General features: G+C 39.2%; 16 protein-coding genes. 9 read left to right on the forward strand and 7 right to left on the reverse strand.

Annotated features, from left to right (window positions below):
• Positions 1–120 precede the first annotated feature (120 nt).
• The 3 genes from fumC to LXF01_RS08030 all read left to right on the forward strand — a co-directional run bounded on the left by fumC (position 121) and on the right by LXF01_RS08030 (position 3,174).
• Positions 121–1,515, forward strand: a complete 1,395-nt coding sequence (gene fumC / locus LXF01_RS08020; RefSeq protein ID WP_233945353.1) for a class II fumarate hydratase — start codon at positions 121–123, stop codon at positions 1,513–1,515.
• A gap of 361 nt (positions 1,516–1,876) precedes the next feature.
• Positions 1,877–2,368, forward strand: a complete 492-nt coding sequence (locus LXF01_RS08025) for a hypothetical protein (protein WP_078193829.1) — start codon at positions 1,877–1,879, stop codon at positions 2,366–2,368.
• Positions 2,369–2,571: 203 nt separating this feature from the next.
• Positions 2,572–3,174 (forward strand): nitroreductase family protein, encoded by a 603-nt coding sequence (locus LXF01_RS08030; protein ID WP_233945354.1) that lies wholly within the window; start codon positions 2,572–2,574, stop codon positions 3,172–3,174.
• Positions 3,175–3,330: 156 nt separating this feature from the next.
• Here the strand turns inward: LXF01_RS08030 and LXF01_RS08035 are convergent, their stop codons facing one another.
• The gene (locus LXF01_RS08035) at positions 3,331–5,118 is read right to left on the reverse strand and encodes an acyl-CoA dehydrogenase (protein ID WP_233945355.1); all 1,788 of its coding nucleotides are present in this window, start codon (positions 5,116–5,118) and stop codon (positions 3,331–3,333) included.
• Positions 5,119–5,240: 122 nt separating this feature from the next.
• Here LXF01_RS08035 and LXF01_RS08040 point away from each other — a divergent pair, with 122 nt between their 5' ends.
• Positions 5,241–6,227 (forward strand): GlxA family transcriptional regulator, encoded by a 987-nt coding sequence (locus LXF01_RS08040; RefSeq protein WP_233945356.1) that lies wholly within the window; start codon positions 5,241–5,243, stop codon positions 6,225–6,227.
• A gap of 7 nt (positions 6,228–6,234) precedes the next feature.
• On the opposite strand, the gene LXF01_RS08045 is transcribed toward LXF01_RS08040, so the two are convergent.
• The 5 genes from LXF01_RS08045 to LXF01_RS08065 form a co-directional block, all read right to left on the reverse strand.
• Positions 6,235–7,434, reverse strand: a complete 1,200-nt coding sequence (locus tag LXF01_RS08045) for an MFS transporter (protein WP_233945357.1) — start codon at positions 7,432–7,434, stop codon at positions 6,235–6,237.
• Positions 7,418–7,867: a MarR family winged helix-turn-helix transcriptional regulator gene (locus tag LXF01_RS08050; protein WP_442781365.1), complete on the reverse strand. Its 450-nt coding sequence runs from the start codon at positions 7,865–7,867 to the stop codon at positions 7,418–7,420. Before LXF01_RS08050 ends, LXF01_RS08045 begins: the two co-directional genes overlap by 17 nt.
• A gap of 186 nt (positions 7,868–8,053) precedes the next feature.
• Complete coding sequence (locus LXF01_RS08055) at positions 8,054–8,827, reverse strand: DUF805 domain-containing protein (protein ID WP_233945359.1); 774 nt, start codon at positions 8,825–8,827, stop codon at positions 8,054–8,056.
• Positions 8,828–8,966: 139 nt separating this feature from the next.
• Positions 8,967–9,521, reverse strand: a complete 555-nt coding sequence (locus LXF01_RS08060; protein ID WP_078193824.1) for a thermonuclease family protein — start codon at positions 9,519–9,521, stop codon at positions 8,967–8,969.
• Positions 9,522–9,738: 217 nt separating this feature from the next.
• Positions 9,739–10,656 carry a LysR family transcriptional regulator gene (locus tag LXF01_RS08065; protein ID WP_233945360.1) on the reverse strand — a complete coding sequence of 306 codons (918 nt, stop codon included), beginning with the start codon at positions 10,654–10,656 and terminating at the stop codon, positions 9,739–9,741.
• 93 nt (positions 10,657–10,749) lie between these two features.
• Here LXF01_RS08065 and LXF01_RS08070 point away from each other — a divergent pair, with 93 nt between their 5' ends.
• From LXF01_RS08070 to LXF01_RS08090, 5 genes are all read left to right on the forward strand, one after another.
• Positions 10,750–11,991 (forward strand): acyl-CoA dehydrogenase family protein, encoded by a 1,242-nt coding sequence (locus LXF01_RS08070; RefSeq protein WP_233945361.1) that lies wholly within the window; start codon positions 10,750–10,752, stop codon positions 11,989–11,991.
• 110 nt (positions 11,992–12,101) lie between these two features.
• Positions 12,102–13,223, forward strand: a complete 1,122-nt coding sequence (locus LXF01_RS08075) for a phosphotransferase family protein (RefSeq protein ID WP_180023619.1) — start codon at positions 12,102–12,104, stop codon at positions 13,221–13,223.
• On the forward strand, positions 13,220–13,918 hold the full coding sequence (locus tag LXF01_RS08080; protein ID WP_111884351.1) for a histidine phosphatase family protein: 699 nt from the start codon (positions 13,220–13,222) through the stop codon (positions 13,916–13,918). Before LXF01_RS08075 ends, LXF01_RS08080 begins: the two co-directional genes overlap by 4 nt.
• Positions 13,919–13,937: 19 nt before the next feature.
• Positions 13,938–14,681, forward strand: a complete 744-nt coding sequence (locus LXF01_RS08085; protein WP_233945362.1) for an SDR family oxidoreductase — start codon at positions 13,938–13,940, stop codon at positions 14,679–14,681.
• Between the two features lie 294 nt (positions 14,682–14,975).
• Complete coding sequence (locus LXF01_RS08090) at positions 14,976–16,022, forward strand: fatty acid desaturase (RefSeq protein WP_233945363.1); 1,047 nt, start codon at positions 14,976–14,978, stop codon at positions 16,020–16,022.
• A 64-nt stretch (positions 16,023–16,086) separates the two neighbouring features.
• Here the strand turns inward: LXF01_RS08090 and LXF01_RS08095 are convergent, their stop codons facing one another.
• On the reverse strand, positions 16,087–17,451 hold the full coding sequence (locus LXF01_RS08095; protein WP_233945364.1) for an alpha/beta hydrolase-fold protein: 1,365 nt from the start codon (positions 17,449–17,451) through the stop codon (positions 16,087–16,089).
• Positions 17,452–17,644 lie beyond the last annotated feature (193 nt).

Here is a 17,644-nt window from a genome sequence, read left to right on the forward strand (position 1 = left end):
TTTATAATTGATAATGGTTATTATTTACAAACTTAAGTAAGTTACCTAAACTGTATTTATCAGCAGAATTTGATTCTGCACAGACGTTCAAGTTTTATAGATAAGGATATGAGGTCATTTATGCAAACACGTATTGAACATGACACAATGGGCGATGTTGAAGTACCTAGCGATGCGATGTGGGGTGCACAAACACAGCGTAGTTTGCAAAACTTTAAAATTGGTGGTGAACGTTTACCACGTCCAATGATTCGTGCAATGGGTCTCGTGAAAAAATCAGCTGCGATCACCAACGCAGCATTGGGTCAAATCCCTCAGGAACTTTCTGGTTATATCGTCAATGCAGCCGAAGAAGTGATCTCAGGTCAATGGGATGCACAATTTCCGCTGGTAGTTTGGCAAACAGGTTCAGGCACGCAAAGTAACATGAACTGTAATGAGGTAATTGCCAATATTGCCAATGAAAAACTGGGTAATCCATTGGGTTCACAAAAGCCTGTGCATCCCAATGATCATGTCAATCGTGCTCAATCGACCAACGATTCGTTCCCAACTGCAATCCATGTGGCTGCAAGCCTACAAATCAATGAACTTTTAATTCCTGCAGTAACGAAACTTCGTAATACCTTAGATGCAAAATCTAACGAATTTAAAGATATTGTTAAAATTGGCCGTACACATTTACAGGATGCAACGCCTTTAACATTAGGCCAAGAGTTTAGCGGCTATGTTTCACAGCTAGATCATGGTTTGAAGCGTTTAAATCAAGCTTTAGAAGGACTGTATGAATTACCACTAGGTGGTACAGCGGTCGGTACAGGTCTGAATGCACATCCTGAATATGCTGTAAAAGCAGCAGCAGAACTTGCGAAACAAACGGGTCTGCCATTTGTCACTGCGCCAAATAAATTTGAAGCACTTGCAGGACGTGATGCTGCTGTATTTGCATCAGGAGCATTAAAAACACTTGCTGTAAGTTTAAATAAAATCGCCAATGATGTGCGCTGGTTAGCCAGTGGCCCACGCTGTGGTTTTGGTGAGTTACGCATTCCAGAAAATGAACCAGGCTCAAGCATCATGCCAGGTAAGGTCAATCCAACTCAAAGTGAAGCCATGACGATGGTGGTCGCTCAAGTACTTGGAAATGATACAACTATTAATGTTGCGGGGGCATCAGGTAACTTTGAATTAAACGTGTTTATGCCGGTTATTGCCTTTAACTTATTGCAATCTATTCAACTCCTCGGCGATGCATGTAATAGCTTCAATGACCACTGTGCAGTAGGCATTGAGCCAAACCGTGAAAAAATCGATCATTTCTTACATGATTCATTAATGTTAGTTACGGCACTCAATCCTGTAATTGGTTATGAAAATGCTGCAAAAGTTGCTAAAACTGCATATAAAGAAGGTAAAACTCTAAAACAAGTTGCGGTAGAACTCGGTTTAGTCACTGCAGAGCAATTTGATGAAGTGGTTCGTCCTGAGCAAATGGTTTCACCCAATACCAAATAAATAGTTTTGAGATCATTCAATTAGAGTGTTTGAAAATAATTTGAGAGGCTGACTCATACTTAGCCTCTCTTTTTATTGGATATATGATTGAATTATTTTTCAACTAGTTATTGCCTAACACAGATTCTTTGGATTCATATTCATCTTGAAATGTATGTATAGAAACCAGACGATTTATTAAAAATAGGGGAACGAACAAAATGAAGAAAGGCCTGATGATGAAGCGAGTAATTCATTGGATTGTGCTTTGAATTCATTGGCACACTTGTTAAAATGCCTTTCTTTTTCTGTTTTCGTTGCTATTTGACATTTGTTTGAATAAATATTTGCAAGACAGTGTTTTATTTAAGGATTTCCCCCAATGCTCACCATCTATTTGACAGATGTCCAAAAGAACGTTCAATTTAAAGACTATCCGGGCGAGCATCCTGTTAAATTTGTTTTGAATTTTAAAAAGATTTTCCCAAGTGTTATGGAGCTTTTGCTACCAGTTTTGCCTGAAAATGAAAATCTAGAAGAAATGAGCTGGGAATCGACAACGACAGATTTTGAAAAATTTAAATTGCTACTCAGTGGTTGGGGCGTAATTGAACTACGTTTGAATGCTATTGCTCAATATAAAGACCGTGCTTATGCAGATAACTTGGTAAAAAAAGCTCAGCAAAAGCGTAAAGAATATAAAAAAGCACAGTCAAAATTACAAACTGTTGAACTAGATTATCTATTCATGCACGAAGTTCATGGTTTGATTGATGCTGAGTTGGTCGAGCTAGGTGAAAAATTCTATCTACCGACGTTACGTGAGCTTTGGAAAAACCAAGTGTCAGCGAATGTACTAGAAGCAAAATTCTAAACGTCAAAAAGTTAGTCGAAAAATCCTCCGCTTAGGAGGATTTTTTATATGTACAGCAGAACTTCAGATTTACTTCGACAAGTGACTGTTTCATAGTGACCCATCAAGCAGGAGAAGCATTCCAACATTTGGAAAGTTGCGATACTTATCATTCCAAATGTTTCTGACTCATCTGCACATTTTATTTTAAAGGACCATTTTATATGTCAAATCAGTTTATTGACCTGATAAGCAAACGTCGCACTATTTATGCTATTGGGGACAATGTAAGCCAAAGCACAGAATATTTAACTGATTTGATCCAAACAGCGATTAAACAAAGCCCGTCTTCATTTAATTCACAATCTTCTCGTGCTGTTATTTTATTTAACGGTGAAAGCGAAAAATTTTGGGGCTTAGTCGCTGACAAATTAAAATCTTATGCAAAAGATGAAGCAAGTGCTGCGAAGACCACGGCTAAAATGGCAAGTTTTGCAGCAGGTTTGGGTACGGTTCTGTTCTTTGAAGATTTGGATGTGGTCAGTGGCCTACAAGCACAGTTTCCTTCTTATGCAGAAAACTTTCCGATTTGGGCAGAACACTCAACTGCCATTGCCCAATTTGCGACTTGGACTGCGTTACACACCGAAGGTTTAGGTGCATCACTACAGCATTACAACCCAATTGTGGATGAACAAGTGCATGCTGAATGGGACATTCCCGCGCATTGGAAACTTCGTGCTCAATTGGTTTTTGGTTCAGTGGAAGGTGAAGCGAAAGAAAAAGGCTATATGGAAGATGCTGCTCGTTTTAAAGTCTTCCAATAATTGCGGTGTATAGCACTCAATTTTGATAAAAAAGGAACGAAAAATAAGTTCCTCTTTTTATAGCAGTTTTTATTGAAATAGAAAGGGTTGGACAAGATTTTCATCCGTGAAAACCTTGTCCAGATTAGCCCATTGAGGACTGAGCTAAACGGGTGACTAGAACCAACTTTCTTGCATGTTGAGGCAAGTATCATCAAGTTCTAGCAATAACTTGGCTTGGTGCTCTATTTCAGGTAATTCCCAGCGGATAAAATATTGCGCGGCTTGTAATTTACCGGCTAAGAATTGTTGATCTTCAGCTAGATCTGAATGTTCAAATTTCACAAGGGCTTGATTGGCCATTTCAAGCCATAGCCATGAAATGATGACTTTGCCCATCATGTCTAGATACAAGGCAGAATTACCCAGTACCTGATCGACACGACCTTGTGCGAGGACTTGTCCCAAACTTTGTGTGGTTTTCTTCACCGTGTTTAAATGCCCTGAAAAAATCGCTGCAAGCGCTTCCGTTTTTGGATGTTGAGCTTGATCAATCGTATTTTGCATACGTTGTAATAACAGCATCAAACCTCTGCTGTTGTGCTGCCAAAGCTTACGACCCAACAAATCCAAAGATTGAATACCAAATGTACCTTCATGGATCGGATTTAAGCGGTTGTCGCGATAGCATTGTTCAAGTGGATATTCGCGGGTATAGCCAGCGCCACCTAAAACTTGAATGGCTAAATCATTGGCTTTTGGTCCATAGGCGGAAGGGAGTGATTTGACGACAGGGATAATCAAATCTAATAACAACGCGCTGTCTTCATTGTTAGCGGCTTGATGTTCATCAATTAATCGTGCAGCAAATAGGCATAATGCGAGTGCGCCTTCCACATAGGATTTTTGTGCCAAAAGCATCCGTTTAACATCTGTATGTTGAATAATATTGACAGGTTTTGAGGCAGGATTTTTATCTGATACTAAGCGACCTTGTGGACGGTTTTTGGCATATTCGAGTGACTCTAAATAGCCACGGTATCCAATCATGGCTGCACCTAAGCCGACACCGACTCGTGCTTCATTCATCATCTTAAACATATATTTAAGACCAGCACCTGCTTCACCAATCAGATAGCCTGTACATTGGTCTTTTTCACCAAAGCTCAGTACTGTCGATGTTGTACCTCTGTAGCCCATTTTATGTAATAAGCCAGCCAGTTGAACGTCATTGGCGCCTGCAAGTGAACCATCGCTCAGGGTTTTAAACTTCGGAACAATAAACAGAGATATACCTTTTACGCCCTGAGGTGCATCTTGGATGCGAGCAAGGACCAAATGCACGATATTTTCAGTGATGTCTTGGTCACCCCCTGAAATAAACATCTTTTGGCCTTTGATGAGGTAGGTACCATCGGCTTGCGGTATGGCTTTTGTGGTCAAATCACCCAAAGATGAACCCACATCAGGTTCAGTCATAGCCATCGTTCCTGCAAAGCGACCACTGAACATATGCGGTACAAACCTATCTTTTTGTTCAGTCGTACCGAAAGCTTGAATCACATTTGCAGCCGCAGCGGTTAGAAATGAATAAGCCACTGATGAAGGATTTGCTGACATGAAATAAGCATTTGCAGCCATGTTAATCAAAGTCGGAAGTTGCATACCGCCTGCATCATAATCATGCTGCGCACAAAGCAAGCCGGCATCTGCAAATTGCTTCCATGCCGTTTTGACTTCTGCAATGGTTTTAACCTGTTGACCATCAAACGTAGGTTCGTTTTGATCGGCTGTTGCGTTATGGGGTGCAAAAAAGTCTTGAGCAATACCTTGTGCAGTTTCTAGGATGCTTTTGAAGGTTTCAGCATCATGCTCAGCAAAACGTGGGTAATGCGTTAAGTCTTGCGCTTTAAACACGTCAAATAGCAAAAAATTTAAATCTTTGTCATTGATTAACTGCGCCATTGATCAATCTCTAATCGGGTCGAATTTTATGGCTTAAGCCTAGCAGTTGATTTTTAGATATAGAATTGTCAATAATGACACTTAATAAGTCAAAAATGACATTTTGATAATTTGAACTTTAAATGAAGAAAATCATAATTTTAGCATTTGATGGCGCTTTAGCTTCCGCGATTACTGGGGTTGTTGATCTCTTTGCAATGGCGGGAGTCAGTTGGAACCGGATTCAAAAACAAAATGTGCAGCGGCTATTTCAGGTTAAAATTGCCTCACAACATGGTCAAGCAGTGCAATGTATCAATGGCATCAAGCTTTATGCAGATTTAGCATTTTCTGAAATAACAGATGCAGATGTCATCATTGTCCCAACTATTGGGGCGCCGATCTTAGATGTTTTAGCGCAAAATTCAGCACTAATCGAGTTATTAAAAACTCGTCAATTACAAAGCGGACTGATCGCAGGAAATTGTACGGGTAATTTTTTTCTGGCAGAAGCAGGGCTTTTAGATGGTAAGCAGGCAACGACGCATTGGGGCTTTCAGCAAATGTTTCGTGAACGCTATCCTTTAGTAAGACTAAATGCAGATCAGCTCATTAGCCATGACCAAAATATTTACTGTGCAGGCGGGGGCTTAGCATGGTTTGATTTGGGACTGCACCTAATCGAACGTTTTTATGGTTTTGAAACGGCAATCCACACGGCAAAATCATTTGTATTGGATTATCGTCGTGATAGTCAGTTGTCCTATTCATTATTGAAAATATCTAAACCGCATCAGGATGGTTTAGTGCAAAAAGTTCAAGATTGGTTGGAACAGCATTATCATGAAAATATAGTCTTAGATGAACTTGCGGCGCAGTTTAATGTGACAACGAGGACATTGATTCGACATTTTAAAGCGGCTTTGGATATTCCTCCGAATCAGTACTTACAATCAATACGTATTGAAGCTGCACGAAAGCGTTTAGAAGAAACGGGACATGCTTTAGATCTGATTATGCGAGAGGTTGGCTATAGTGACCCAAGCTCATTTCGACGGTTATTTCAAAAAAAAACGGGGCTGAGCCCCTTAGAATATCGTCGACGTTTCAGCCGACGATTTGATGTTTAGTTATAGTTTAAGCGGTTCGAACGGTATAACGACCATGTAAAATGTAGTAGGCACCAATACATGCAAAGGCAGCAAATGCGCTATACAAATACAATTGTGAGTAGCCAATATGGTCGAGCAATTTACCGATAAAGTATGGTCCAAAGCCTAAGCCGGCATCTAAAAAGATAAAGAAAGTTGAAGTGGCAAAGCCCATACGTTCAAGCGGCGCACTTTTCACGGCAACTGTTTGGCAGACCGACTGAATATTGCCATAACCGAGTCCGAGTAGCCCTGCACAAAGTAAAAGCATCCATGAACTCTGAGTGATGCTGAGTAATACCAATGCCACGCCCATAATCACAAAAGCAGGGTAGATCACTACATTTTCACCTTTACGGTCCATTAACGGGCCTGTAAATGGGCGAGAAATTAAAATCGCAATGGCATACATCAAAAAGAAAAACGAGGCTGTTTCAACCAAATCGATTTCTTTGGCATAGAAGTTAATGAAAGATAAAACACCTGAATAGCAGATTGAAGCGAAAAGCATGATGAATGATATCGGTAATGCTTTAGGCTCTACAAATTGAGCAATCCAACTCGGTTTTTTGACAGCTTCAACAGTATCGAGGGGTTTATTGATTTTGGGTAAATCGGGCACTTGAATCAGCAAGGCAACCAATAGGCAGCTCAATGCGATAATCGTAGAAACGATAAAAATCGCGTGATAACCAATGTGTAACATCATCCAAATGGCAAGAAATGGCCCAATAGCTGTACCTAAAGTACTACTCATGCTGTAGTAGCCAATGCCTTCACCGCGACGTGTCGCTGGTAAGATTTGGGCAATTAAGGTACCCAGCACTGTTGATGCCATACCCATCATAAAGCCATGCATAAAGCGTATGAAGAGCAATATGCCGACGCCAAACTGTATGAAGTAAAAACCAGAAAAAATTAAAAAGCCAATTAAACCAACGATCAGTGTTGTTTTACGACCAAAACGCTCTAGGAACTTACCCACCAATAAACGCCCGACCAATGTGCCGACAATGAACAAGCCTGAAACTAAACCTGCTTGGGCTGTAGTCGCACCCAATTCAGCCACCGCATAGCCCACGATCACCACAACCAAGAGATAAAAGGTTAAAACCAATTGGAAGTTAATGGCGCTGACTAAAATAAAATTTCGAGTCCAAAGTGGTGCTTTATCTTGCATGATCATCACCTACAGTGCTTTGTTCAAGTTCTTGCATGAGACGGTATAAAATTTGAATGGAATGTTGGATATCTTGGCTAGCTAATGGCGCTATCAGGCGCTGCTCAAAGGCATCTATGTCTTTTGCACATTGCTGAAATAACTCACGTCCAGTCTCGCTGAGCATCATTTTCTTTTGACGTTTATCGTCAGTTTGCACATGTGCCAAAATATCCATCTGTGCAAGAATTTTGACACGCTTAGTGATGGATGGCTTGGATACATTTAAATATTCCGCAATTTCAATAGATGTACAAGCGGTTTTTTCACGGATGACAAACATGACTTGCCAAAGTGAATAGTTCAATTGATAGGGCAATAAAATCGTGTTGATTTCATCACTCATCAAACGCGCACAGCGCAGAAGTGAAGAGCGAAAACCTAATGAGGTATTCATGATAGTTAACTAGGGTAACTAAATTATCGCAACTTTACGCCTAATTTATTTTGAATTCAAGTGAACAACTTAAAGCATAAATAACAGGTATAAAAAAACCTGCGCGTACACAGGTTTTCTTGCATAGCATTTCATTTAAAGCTTATCGTTCAATGATATCGTTGAATTGATACCTTAAACAATACGGGTTTATTCTACAGAAGCTTCTGCAGCTGCAATTGCAGCATCTTCCGCTGAACTGTCTGCATTTTCTGAAATTTCTACACTTTCACCATCTGCATAAGCAAGTTTTTCACCTTCTGATTCAGCTTGCTCTAAATAAGCCGCAATTTGTTCATCCGTTAATTCAGGTTCACTATCAGACATCATCGCTTGTTCTTGTAATTGCGCTTGTTCTAAATTGTTCATCATACTTTGCATATTGAACATCAATGGGATCATGACCAATAAATAAACAATCATCAGGATTAGATACAATGACCCAATAACTTTCTCTGTTTGTTCCGTTGGACGTTTTATGCCATATTTATTTTCACCTTCAGTGCCTTTTGAAGCCATCACATAAATGCTAAAGATGGTTCCGACCAGTGGGATGAGAAAAATTAAACAGAGCCAACCGCTTTTATTTAGATCATGTAAACGACGGATCGTAATGCAGATCATTGCGACAAACATTGCAACGATGGAAACGACAATCAGTGCGATTGCACTGAGTCCTAAGAATGAATTAAAAAGTGCTTCAATACTACGTTCTGCTGAATTGAAAAATGCAAAAAGACCTAGCGCGACGCTGATGCCCAATAGACAGGTATAAATCATGCTAATGATAAATAACCACGCTAAATAAGACAGGCGGCCAAAACGTCCTTCAGGAGACAGTGGATGATCGGCTTTTTGAATTTGAGGTTGAATATTTTGATCTTGTTGAAACGGATTCAATTCGCTTGAAGTAAGTTCAGTCATTATTATTCCAATTTTAATTATCTAATTTATTTTCTATGCCCAAAAGGGCAGCATTATTGTATAGCGAAGTAAAAAAAGGTCAAATATTAGACATGGCTAAGTCATCAAATATTCCTTAGCCATGCTGTAATGTGGTCTGTTATTTATGTAATTTACGATACTCTTTAGGGCGCATTGGACGACTGGCTTTCCACAAACCTTTCTTTTGTTTACGTGCTTTACTTTGTAAATTCATCATATAGTGCAAATGCTTTTGGTCACGGATGTATTCTTCGTACACCCACGCAGCACCACGTTTTACCATTTCTTCATTCATGCATTTACGATAGCGATAAATGACCCCAACGCAGCGGCCATAACGGTCTACATCAGTGATTTTTACACGAACAAATTTCTTGTAAACCATAGATTTGATCAGGCGGGCTGACTCTTTACCGTAGGCTTGTGTCGATTCTGGCGCATCCACATAAGCAAAGCGAAGTTTGGTTTTAGAACGTCTCAGATTCATCCGATAGCAGGTGAGGGTATCGCCATCACTAATATCGGATACACGGCAGAGGTAAGATTTTCCTTTCTTAAAAGGCTGGAAAAAATCCTTTAAGAAAATGGTGACTTTATAGAGAACATAGACTGTGATCAGGCACAGTACTGCACCTAACGCCATGAGCCAATTCGCGGAGAGATTTGAAAGCATATAAAATGATATGAACGAGCTCATATCGCATAAAAACACGAATTTAGATTTTATAAGAACTCATGATTTATGGCTGTCGAATAAACCGACGGTCAGTTAAAAATACCTTAAATAATCAGCATTTGATCTATAAATATACAGCAAGTTTCATCACGCAGAATTAAATCTAAATCCATGTAAATAGCCTAAGCAAGCTGATATATCATCATAAAATAGCCTAAGCAAATATTTTAGAAATTTCGCTTCGCAAAAAAACATGCCGCGAATTTAATTCCAAATCATTATACCAATACATCCCTAGTTTAATTTTAGGCAAGTTTACAGGTACATCAAAAATATTCAGTTCGGGAGCAACCTGTAAATGCGTCAAAATATTTTGTGGAATCGTCAATATCGCCTTGGGTTGCTGTGCCAAAATTTGTAGCGCAGTAGAGTAATGCTGACAGCGTAAAAAAATCTCTCTAGAGTGTTTTTTACGATTTAAATAAATATCTTCAACTAATACACCTGCACGTCGGGAAGAAACCCCAATATGAGGAGCAGATAGGTAAATATGTTCATCCATCTTAGGATGTTGACTACAAACCACGAATTGGTCCTCAACTAAGGTTTGAAAATTTATTTTTTCACCAAAGTTTTGCTCAAGGTCAATCGCAAAATCGATTTGCTGTGCAGCTAGATCAGCCACAATGGTTTTACGATCTAATTTAATACTGGAAAATTGGATCTGAAACTGCTGCTGTTGAAAGTGTTCAACTAACTTGGGAAAAATGATCGGCTCAATTTCATCATGTACCGCGATTTTTAAGCTCTGTACCATTGAAGGAGTAAATTGTTGTTTTTGGATAGAAATACTTTGAATCGCAATAAGCGCATTTTTAATTACAGGATAAATCTGCTCGGCAAATGGGGTCGGAAGCATTTTTGCCCCAGCACGTACAAATAAGTCATCTTGTAAATGTTGTCTTAAACGTTGAAGTGCATGACTCGCTGCAGATTGAGTAATACACAAAATTTGCGCAGCTTTTGAAATACTTTTTTGTTCATAAATTGCGATATAAAGTGGATATAAATTGATATCCATACGGTGAAACACACCCATATCGATGACAGTGTTTTTATGAATACTATTCATGTTCATCTATTGAATTAAATCATTTTGTTCATATTAGATTTCAGGTTATGGTGTTGTAAAGCGTAAAGAACATAATATTTAAAGGATGTTGTCATGTTTGAACTTTCAGCACGTGCACAAGATTATATTGAAAGAACAAAAAAATTTATTAAAGATGAAATTGAGCCTGTAGAAACTGAGTTTTGGGCAGAAGTTCATGAGTTGAACCAAGGTGGTGATTGGACCAAATGGCAATGGCCAGCACAGTTAGAGGTATTAAAAGATAAAGCCAAAGCTGCAGGCTTGTGGAATATGTTTTTACCATGTGCTGAACTTGGACAAGGTTTATCTGTACAAGAATATGCACACATCGCAGAACTATCAGGCCGTAGTTTACTTGCACCTACGGTATTCAATTGCAATGCACCAGACAGCGGCAATATGGAAGTGATTTGGCGCTATGGTACTGAAGAACAAAAGCAGCAATGGTTAACACCATTACTGGACGGCAAAATCCGTTCAGTATTTTGTATGACAGAACCTGCTGTTGCTTCAAGTGATGCAACCAATATGGAAGCTACAGCTGTCGTTGAAGGCGATGAAATTGTGTTGAATGGCCGTAAGTGGTGGTCTTCAGGTTTAGGTGATCCTAATGCCAAAATCATTATTTTTATGGCGCATACACCAGATGAAAGCAAAGACCGTCATCATCAGCATTCTATGGTTTTAGTACCTGTTGAAACTGCTGGAGTCAAAATCGAACGTATGTTACCTGTGTTTGGCGACTATGATGCGCCACATGGACATGGTGAAATTAGCTTCACAAATGTTCGTGTTCCTGTTGCAAACTTCATTGGCGGCGCTGGTCAAGGTTTTGAAATTGCACAAGGTCGTTTAGGCCCAGGCCGTATTCATCATTGTATGCGTTGTATTGGTGCTGCCGAAAAATCGCTAGAACTGATGATTGACCGCGGTATGAGCCGTACTGCTTTTGGTAAAGAAATTTTAAAACTCGGTGGCAATTTAGAACACGTAGCAGAAGCACGTGTTGCGATTGATCAGGCACGTTTACTGACCCTTTATGCAGCATATAAAATGGATACTCTAGGGAATATGGCTGCATTAACCGAGATTTCTGCAATTAAAGTAGTTGCGCCGAGTGTCTTAGAAAAAGTTGTCGATATGGCGATTCAAATCCACGGTGGTGCTGGAGTTTCTCGAGATACACCGCTCACAGGTTTCTTTGCGCAAGCACGTTCACTGCGTTTGGCCGATGGCCCTGATGAAGTGCATAAAGGTATGATTGCCAAATTAGAGTTGGCAAAGCGCGGTTACAGCAGCCGCCGTAAAAAATAAACAAGTTGTAGTCACATATTTGGCATGGCAACCCCGAGTTGTCCATGCTATAAATCTATAGAAAATTATATTTTTATCATTATGATAGATTCAAGTTTAGGAAGAAAAGCATGTCAGTGATCGATGTAGGCGGTTCAGTTCGTGAGGGTGAAGAACTGGATGTCCGTGCTGTAGGTAATTGGTTGATTGAACATGGCGTTGAAATAGAAGGGCCTGTTGAAGTCACTCAATATTCAGGTGGCGCATCAAATTGGACTTATCGCTTAAAATACGACAATGCTGATTTAATCTTACGTCGTCCACCGAAAGGCACCAAAGCCAAGTCTGCACATGATATGGCACGTGAATATAATGTACAGAAGGCATTATCTGAATTTTATCCTGTACTCCCAGAAATGGTGGCGCTATGTCAGGACGAATCAGTGATTGGCTGTGATTTCTACGTGATGAAACGCGTAGAAGGCATCATTCCACGTGCAAACTTACCCAAAGAATTAAATTTTGATGAAAGCCAAGTTCGCGAATTATGCATCAATGTGATTGATAAACTCGTTGAGCTGCATCAAGTGCCATACCAAGGCACAGATTTAGAAAAAATAGGCAAGGGCGACGGATACTGTCGTCGTCAAGTGGAAGGTTGGGACGCACGCTATGAAAAAGCCAAAACCTTAAATGTTCCTTCTTTTAAATATGTCCGTAATTGGCTCAAAGACAATATACCTGCTGACTCTAAAACCTGTGTAATTCATAACGATTGGCGTTTTGATAACGTGATATTAGATCCAAATGATCCTACCCAAGTGATTGGCGTATTGGATTGGGAAATGGCAACGCTTGGTGATCCATTGATGGACTTAGGTTCGGCTTTGGCGTATTGGGTTGAAAGTGGTGATAACGCGATTTTTAAAGCCACACGCCGTCAACCGACTAATCTAAAAGGCATGTTTAGCCGTAAAGAAGTGGTTGAATATTACTTAGAAAAAACTGGGCTTCAAACGGACAATTGGACATTTTATGAAGTGTTCGGCATTTTTCGTTTGGCTGTGATCGCACAGCAAATTTATTACCGCTACTACCATAAACAAACCAATAATCCCGCATTTAAAGATTTTTGGATTGTGATCCATGCTTTACATATTCGTGCATTAAAACTTATTGGTTTGCAAAAACTTGAAGCCAATGACGTGGCACAAAAATATATTGAAAAAATGAAGGATATTTTAGGGAAATGACCACGATATATTTAATTCGGCACGGTCAGGCTTCTTTTGGTGCAGAAAGCTATGACAAGCTTTCTCCCAACGGCGAGCTACAGGCTAAGGTGCTGGGACAGTATTTCGACCGTATTTTAAAAGAAAGTCCTTATGTAGTTGCAGGCTCCATGCAACGTCATCAACAAACAGCCAATCTTGCATTGGCTGAATGCTTTCCAGAAGCACAAGTTGATACAGATAACGCATGGAATGAATTTAATCATCAGCAAGTTTTTGCTCAGTATGAACCTCGATTTAACCAGCCGCATTTATTAAAAGAAGATGTATCTAAGCATGAAAACCCGCGTGCTTATTTATCTAAAATTTTTGAAGGTGCCATTGAACGTTGGACAGGCGGAGAATTTCATCATGAATACGATGAATCTTGGCCACATTTTAAAAATCGAGTCGAAACAGCGCTAGAAAAGTTATGCACTCAACTGGCTGAAACCAAACCACGTTATGCCGTTGTGTTTAGTTCAGGTGGAGTGATCTCGGTTGCAGTCGGTAAAATTTTAGGGCTGAGTCCTGAAAAAACATTTGCACTTAATTGGGCCATTGCCAATACCAGTATGACAACACTGCGTTTGGTTGGAAATGAACCGCAATTACTCAGTTTAAATGAACATCATTTTATAAAAGCAGTTGATCCAAATTTATTAACTTGGATCTAAGATAAACAAAGGAATTATCATGGCTAAAACAATTTTAATTACAGGTGCAAGCTCAGGGATTGGTGCAGGAATGGCACGCGAGTTTGCACAAAAAGGCTACAACTTAGCCATTTGTGCACGTCGTTTAGAGCGTCTAGAAACGCTAAAAAATGAACTGGAAAGCCAATATGGCATCAAAGTGATTGCGAAAACCCTCGATGTCACAAATTACGATCAAGTGTTTGAAGTGTTCCGTGCCTTTAAAGCAGATTTTGGCAGTATTGACCGTGTTATTGTCAACGCAGGTGTTGGTGAAGGCCGTCGTATTGGTAAAGGTAATTTTGAAATTAACCGTGCGACAGTTGAAACCAACTTTATCTCTGCTTTGGCGCAATGCGAAGCTGCAGTTGAAATTTTCCGTAGCCAAAATGCAGGGCATTTGGTGGTGATTTCGTCGATGAGTGCTATGCGTGGTATGCCTAAACATTTAACGGCTTATGGTGCAAGTAAAGCAGGTGTTGCTGCTCTAGCTGAAGGTATTCGTGCAGAATTGATTGATACCCCAATTAAAGTAACCACTATTTTCCCTGGTTATATTCGTACAGAGATCAATGAAGGTGCGAAAAAACTGCCATTTGAAGTCGATGAAAAAACGGGTTCACATCTTTTAGCAAAAGCCATTGAGAAAGCACCGGTTAAAGCCTATGTACCACAATGGCCGTGGTTGCCTCTAGGTCTTGCGATGAAAATATTGCCGTTGAAGATCGTGAATAAATTAGGTTAATTCTTTATATAATAAAAAAGCTCCAATATTGGGGCTTTTTTATTCTCAAATGATATTCGCCTTCCTCTGTAGGTTAAAAAGGAATACATAAAACCTGTGATGAAAAGACATTAAAAGCAGCCGATTTTGCAAAGAAAAAATGGAGTAATTACTCAAATTATTTATAAATAAGATATTGAAAATAAATAAAATGTTGAATAATTGAACAGACGATGATTTGTTCTCAAAATAGCGATTTCCTTTTTTTTAATTTGCTTTAATGTACAACTGTTCATTAATTTTTAGGTTTGTACTATGTCTATGTCTTCCGATATGACAGATCAACAGCGAATTAACAAAGTCAGAACTGTCGTAACGAAAGCTGGTGAAGACTTACGTCAGCAATATCCCATTTTAAAACATCAAAACTTTATAGGCGCAGCCATCCTTATTTTTGCGCTACTAGGAATGTTGGGTTCAGCTTGGGCGTTTGCTGTTGGCATTTTACCGGCATGGGCTTGTGTGATTTTGGTGGCGATGTTTGCTTCACTGACACATGAATTAGAACATGACCTGATTCATTATATGTACTTTAAAAAGACGCCGTGGGCTCACCATCTCATGTTGGCCTTGGTGTGGTTAGCACGTCCGAATACCATTAGTCCTTGGGCACGTCGTCGTTTGCATCTCAACCACCATAAATATTCAGGTTCAGAATACGATTTGGAAGAACGGGGCATTAGTAATGGCATGCCGTGGGGTTTACGTCGTATATTGATCATTAGCGATCAATTGATGACGGTGTATTTACGCCCATTTCAAATGTTCAAAATGATTGGAAAATTCATTGAAAAACAACCTGAAAAAGAACGTAAAACGGCATTGTTCTCTCAATTGACTGGATTTTTCCCTTTAAGTTTTGTTTATTACGGCATCTGGTATGTATTTGTCATTTATCATGTGGTGAATGGTATTGCTCCAATGTTAGGACAAAGTATTAGTTGGTCAGTCAATTTAGTGAAGTTAATTCCAACGATTAATTTTCTAGCTGTGATTTGGATTATTCCGAACTTTATACGTTCTTTCTGCTTACAATTTATCAGCTCAAATATGCATTATTATGGTGATATTGACCCACGCGATGTCATTAAACAAACTCAGGTGTTAAATCCGTGGTGGTTGTTCCCAATGCAATTATTTTGCTTTAACTTTGGTTCGACCCATGCCATCCACCATTTTGTGGTCAAAGAGCCGTTTTATATTCGTCACTTAACTGCAAAAACTGCACACCAAGTCATGCGTGAGGTTGGTGTACGTTTCAATGATTTTGGAACCTTTAAACGCATAAACCGCTGGAATTAAATCAGTACCATCTTCAAAAAAAGCCCTCAATTGAGGGCTTTTTTATGATCTAAACGTTTATAAACTACTTTTGCGCAAAAAAATGTTTGAGTGCATCTTGCAAGGCAACTTGCCAGACCGCGTAGGAATGTCCGCCTATATACGATTTGTAATGTACATCATGACCTTTGCTTTTTAAGTCGGCTGCAACAATAGGCGAAGTCTCTAAAATACTCAGTTCATTATTATTGCGTGAACTCTCATAACTATTGGCAGTAATAAACCAATGCTGTTTAGGTTGTGAGTTTTTATCCCGAATGATTTTACTCATGCCATTAGGTAGGTCTGTCGGCGCATTTTGCCACCAAAATGATCCAGATAACGGTACGACATGACTAATTTGATTTGGATTTTCTAAGGCTAAATAAGCTGAACTTAAACCGCCAAGACTTGACCCAAGTAGTACCGTTTTCTTCGAATCGACTTTTGCAGGTGCATTTTTTTGAATCCAAGGCATCAGTTCATCACTAAAAAATGCTGAAAATTTAGTATTTGGTGTTAATTCTTTCGGTCGTTCCTGATCGTTCGGTGGAGAAACAAAAATGGCTTGAATTGCCGGTAACTGACCTTGCTCAACTAATATATCTAATGCCTTTGGAACATTCAGCAACTCGTTATATTGCTGACCATCAAAAAATATAGCGGTGATATAGCTTTGATTTTTCTTAGCTTTAGATTGGTAAATTTGGATTTTACGTGAGTTATTCAAAATTTTGCTGTCTAGAACAAACTCTTGTAATTGGGGCTGGTGCACATTTGGATATTGTTTTGGATCAATAAAAGGCGGGGCATCTTTAAGCGCCACTAAATTTTCATTACGCAAGCCTGATGTGTCATCACTTGCGAGATAAGTGTTTTTGTTGAAAGGATCAATGCGTTGTACCTGTATCACAGCACGGCGCTGTGTTCTTGATTCTTTAAGTTTTGGATTCAGATGCGGACAATAATTTGATAGATAACCTTCTAAGTTCGGTAAATCGACAGCAAAGCTATAACTGCCAATATAACGATGATCAATAATCGATTCTTTAAACCAAATATCTGTATTTGGTAGGCGCGTCAACCATTCATGGTCATTACTTGGGCCACCAATAAGGCGTACATTATGCTGCGCACCTTTCCATAAAAAAATTATACGGTCATGTTTTTCATCATAGTTTTCAATGATTGGTGTACCCATAAGCTCTACACGCTTCCAAAAATCTTCAAGAATTTGAGCATGTTGTTTTGGATTTTGATTTAACTGATGTTGTAGGTTTAGTAATATTTGGCTTTGCGCTTTGACATCTTCACATGCAGCAGCATAGGGGAATTGTTTTTTTTCCGTTGTATCGGTTAAAGCGGGTGAATTTTGAGTTTGGGCAAAAGCAGAAGAAACAGCAATGCTCATAGAACAAGCTAAAAAAAGTGGGGAAAGTTTTTTCATTGAAATAATAAAATAGGCAGGATGAAAACCAATAAATGATAATCATTATTAATATAAAAAACTAGCAATATGCCACTTTTAACAAAAGAAAACGTAGAAAAATTACAATAGAGTCAATGCTTTGTTTTATAAACCATTTAAAATAATGAAGACGATA

Source organism: Acinetobacter sp. SH20PTE14, from assembly GCF_021391555.1.
GTDB classification, from domain to species: domain Bacteria; phylum Pseudomonadota; class Gammaproteobacteria; order Pseudomonadales; family Moraxellaceae; genus Acinetobacter; species Acinetobacter amyesii.

What these genes read in the sequence shown, in the direction of transcription:
- LXF01_RS08045 (WP_233945357.1), bottom strand. Translation starts at nt 7,434, where the DNA reads ATGATCATGCAAGATAAAGCACCACTTTGGACTCGAAATTTTATTTTA.
- LXF01_RS08095 (WP_233945364.1), bottom strand. Translation starts at nt 17,451, where the DNA reads ATGAGCATTGCTGTTTCTTCTGCTTTTGCCCAAACTCAAAATTCACCC.
- LXF01_RS08065 (WP_233945360.1), bottom strand. Translation starts at nt 10,656, where the DNA reads ATGAATAGTATTCATAAAAACACTGTCATCGATATGGGTGTGTTTCAC.
- LXF01_RS08090 (WP_233945363.1), top strand. Translation starts at nt 14,976, where the DNA reads ATGTCTATGTCTTCCGATATGACAGATCAACAGCGAATTAACAAAGTC.
- LXF01_RS08060 (WP_078193824.1), bottom strand. Translation starts at nt 9,521, where the DNA reads ATGCTTTCAAATCTCTCCGCGAATTGGCTCATGGCGTTAGGTGCAGTA.
- LXF01_RS08085 (WP_233945362.1), top strand. Translation starts at nt 13,938, where the DNA reads ATGGCTAAAACAATTTTAATTACAGGTGCAAGCTCAGGGATTGGTGCA.
- LXF01_RS08025 (WP_078193829.1), top strand. Translation starts at nt 1,877, where the DNA reads ATGCTCACCATCTATTTGACAGATGTCCAAAAGAACGTTCAATTTAAA.
- LXF01_RS08075 (WP_180023619.1), top strand. Translation starts at nt 12,102, where the DNA reads ATGTCAGTGATCGATGTAGGCGGTTCAGTTCGTGAGGGTGAAGAACTG.
- LXF01_RS08080 (WP_111884351.1), top strand. Translation starts at nt 13,220, where the DNA reads ATGACCACGATATATTTAATTCGGCACGGTCAGGCTTCTTTTGGTGCA.
- LXF01_RS08040 (WP_233945356.1), top strand. Translation starts at nt 5,241, where the DNA reads ATGAAGAAAATCATAATTTTAGCATTTGATGGCGCTTTAGCTTCCGCG.
- LXF01_RS08030 (WP_233945354.1), top strand. Translation starts at nt 2,572, where the DNA reads ATGTCAAATCAGTTTATTGACCTGATAAGCAAACGTCGCACTATTTAT.
- LXF01_RS08055 (WP_233945359.1), bottom strand. Translation starts at nt 8,827, where the DNA reads ATGACTGAACTTACTTCAAGCGAATTGAATCCGTTTCAACAAGATCAA.
- LXF01_RS08035 (WP_233945355.1), bottom strand. Translation starts at nt 5,118, where the DNA reads ATGGCGCAGTTAATCAATGACAAAGATTTAAATTTTTTGCTATTTGAC.
- LXF01_RS08070 (WP_233945361.1), top strand. Translation starts at nt 10,750, where the DNA reads ATGTTTGAACTTTCAGCACGTGCACAAGATTATATTGAAAGAACAAAA.
- fumC (WP_233945353.1), top strand. Translation starts at nt 121, where the DNA reads ATGCAAACACGTATTGAACATGACACAATGGGCGATGTTGAAGTACCT.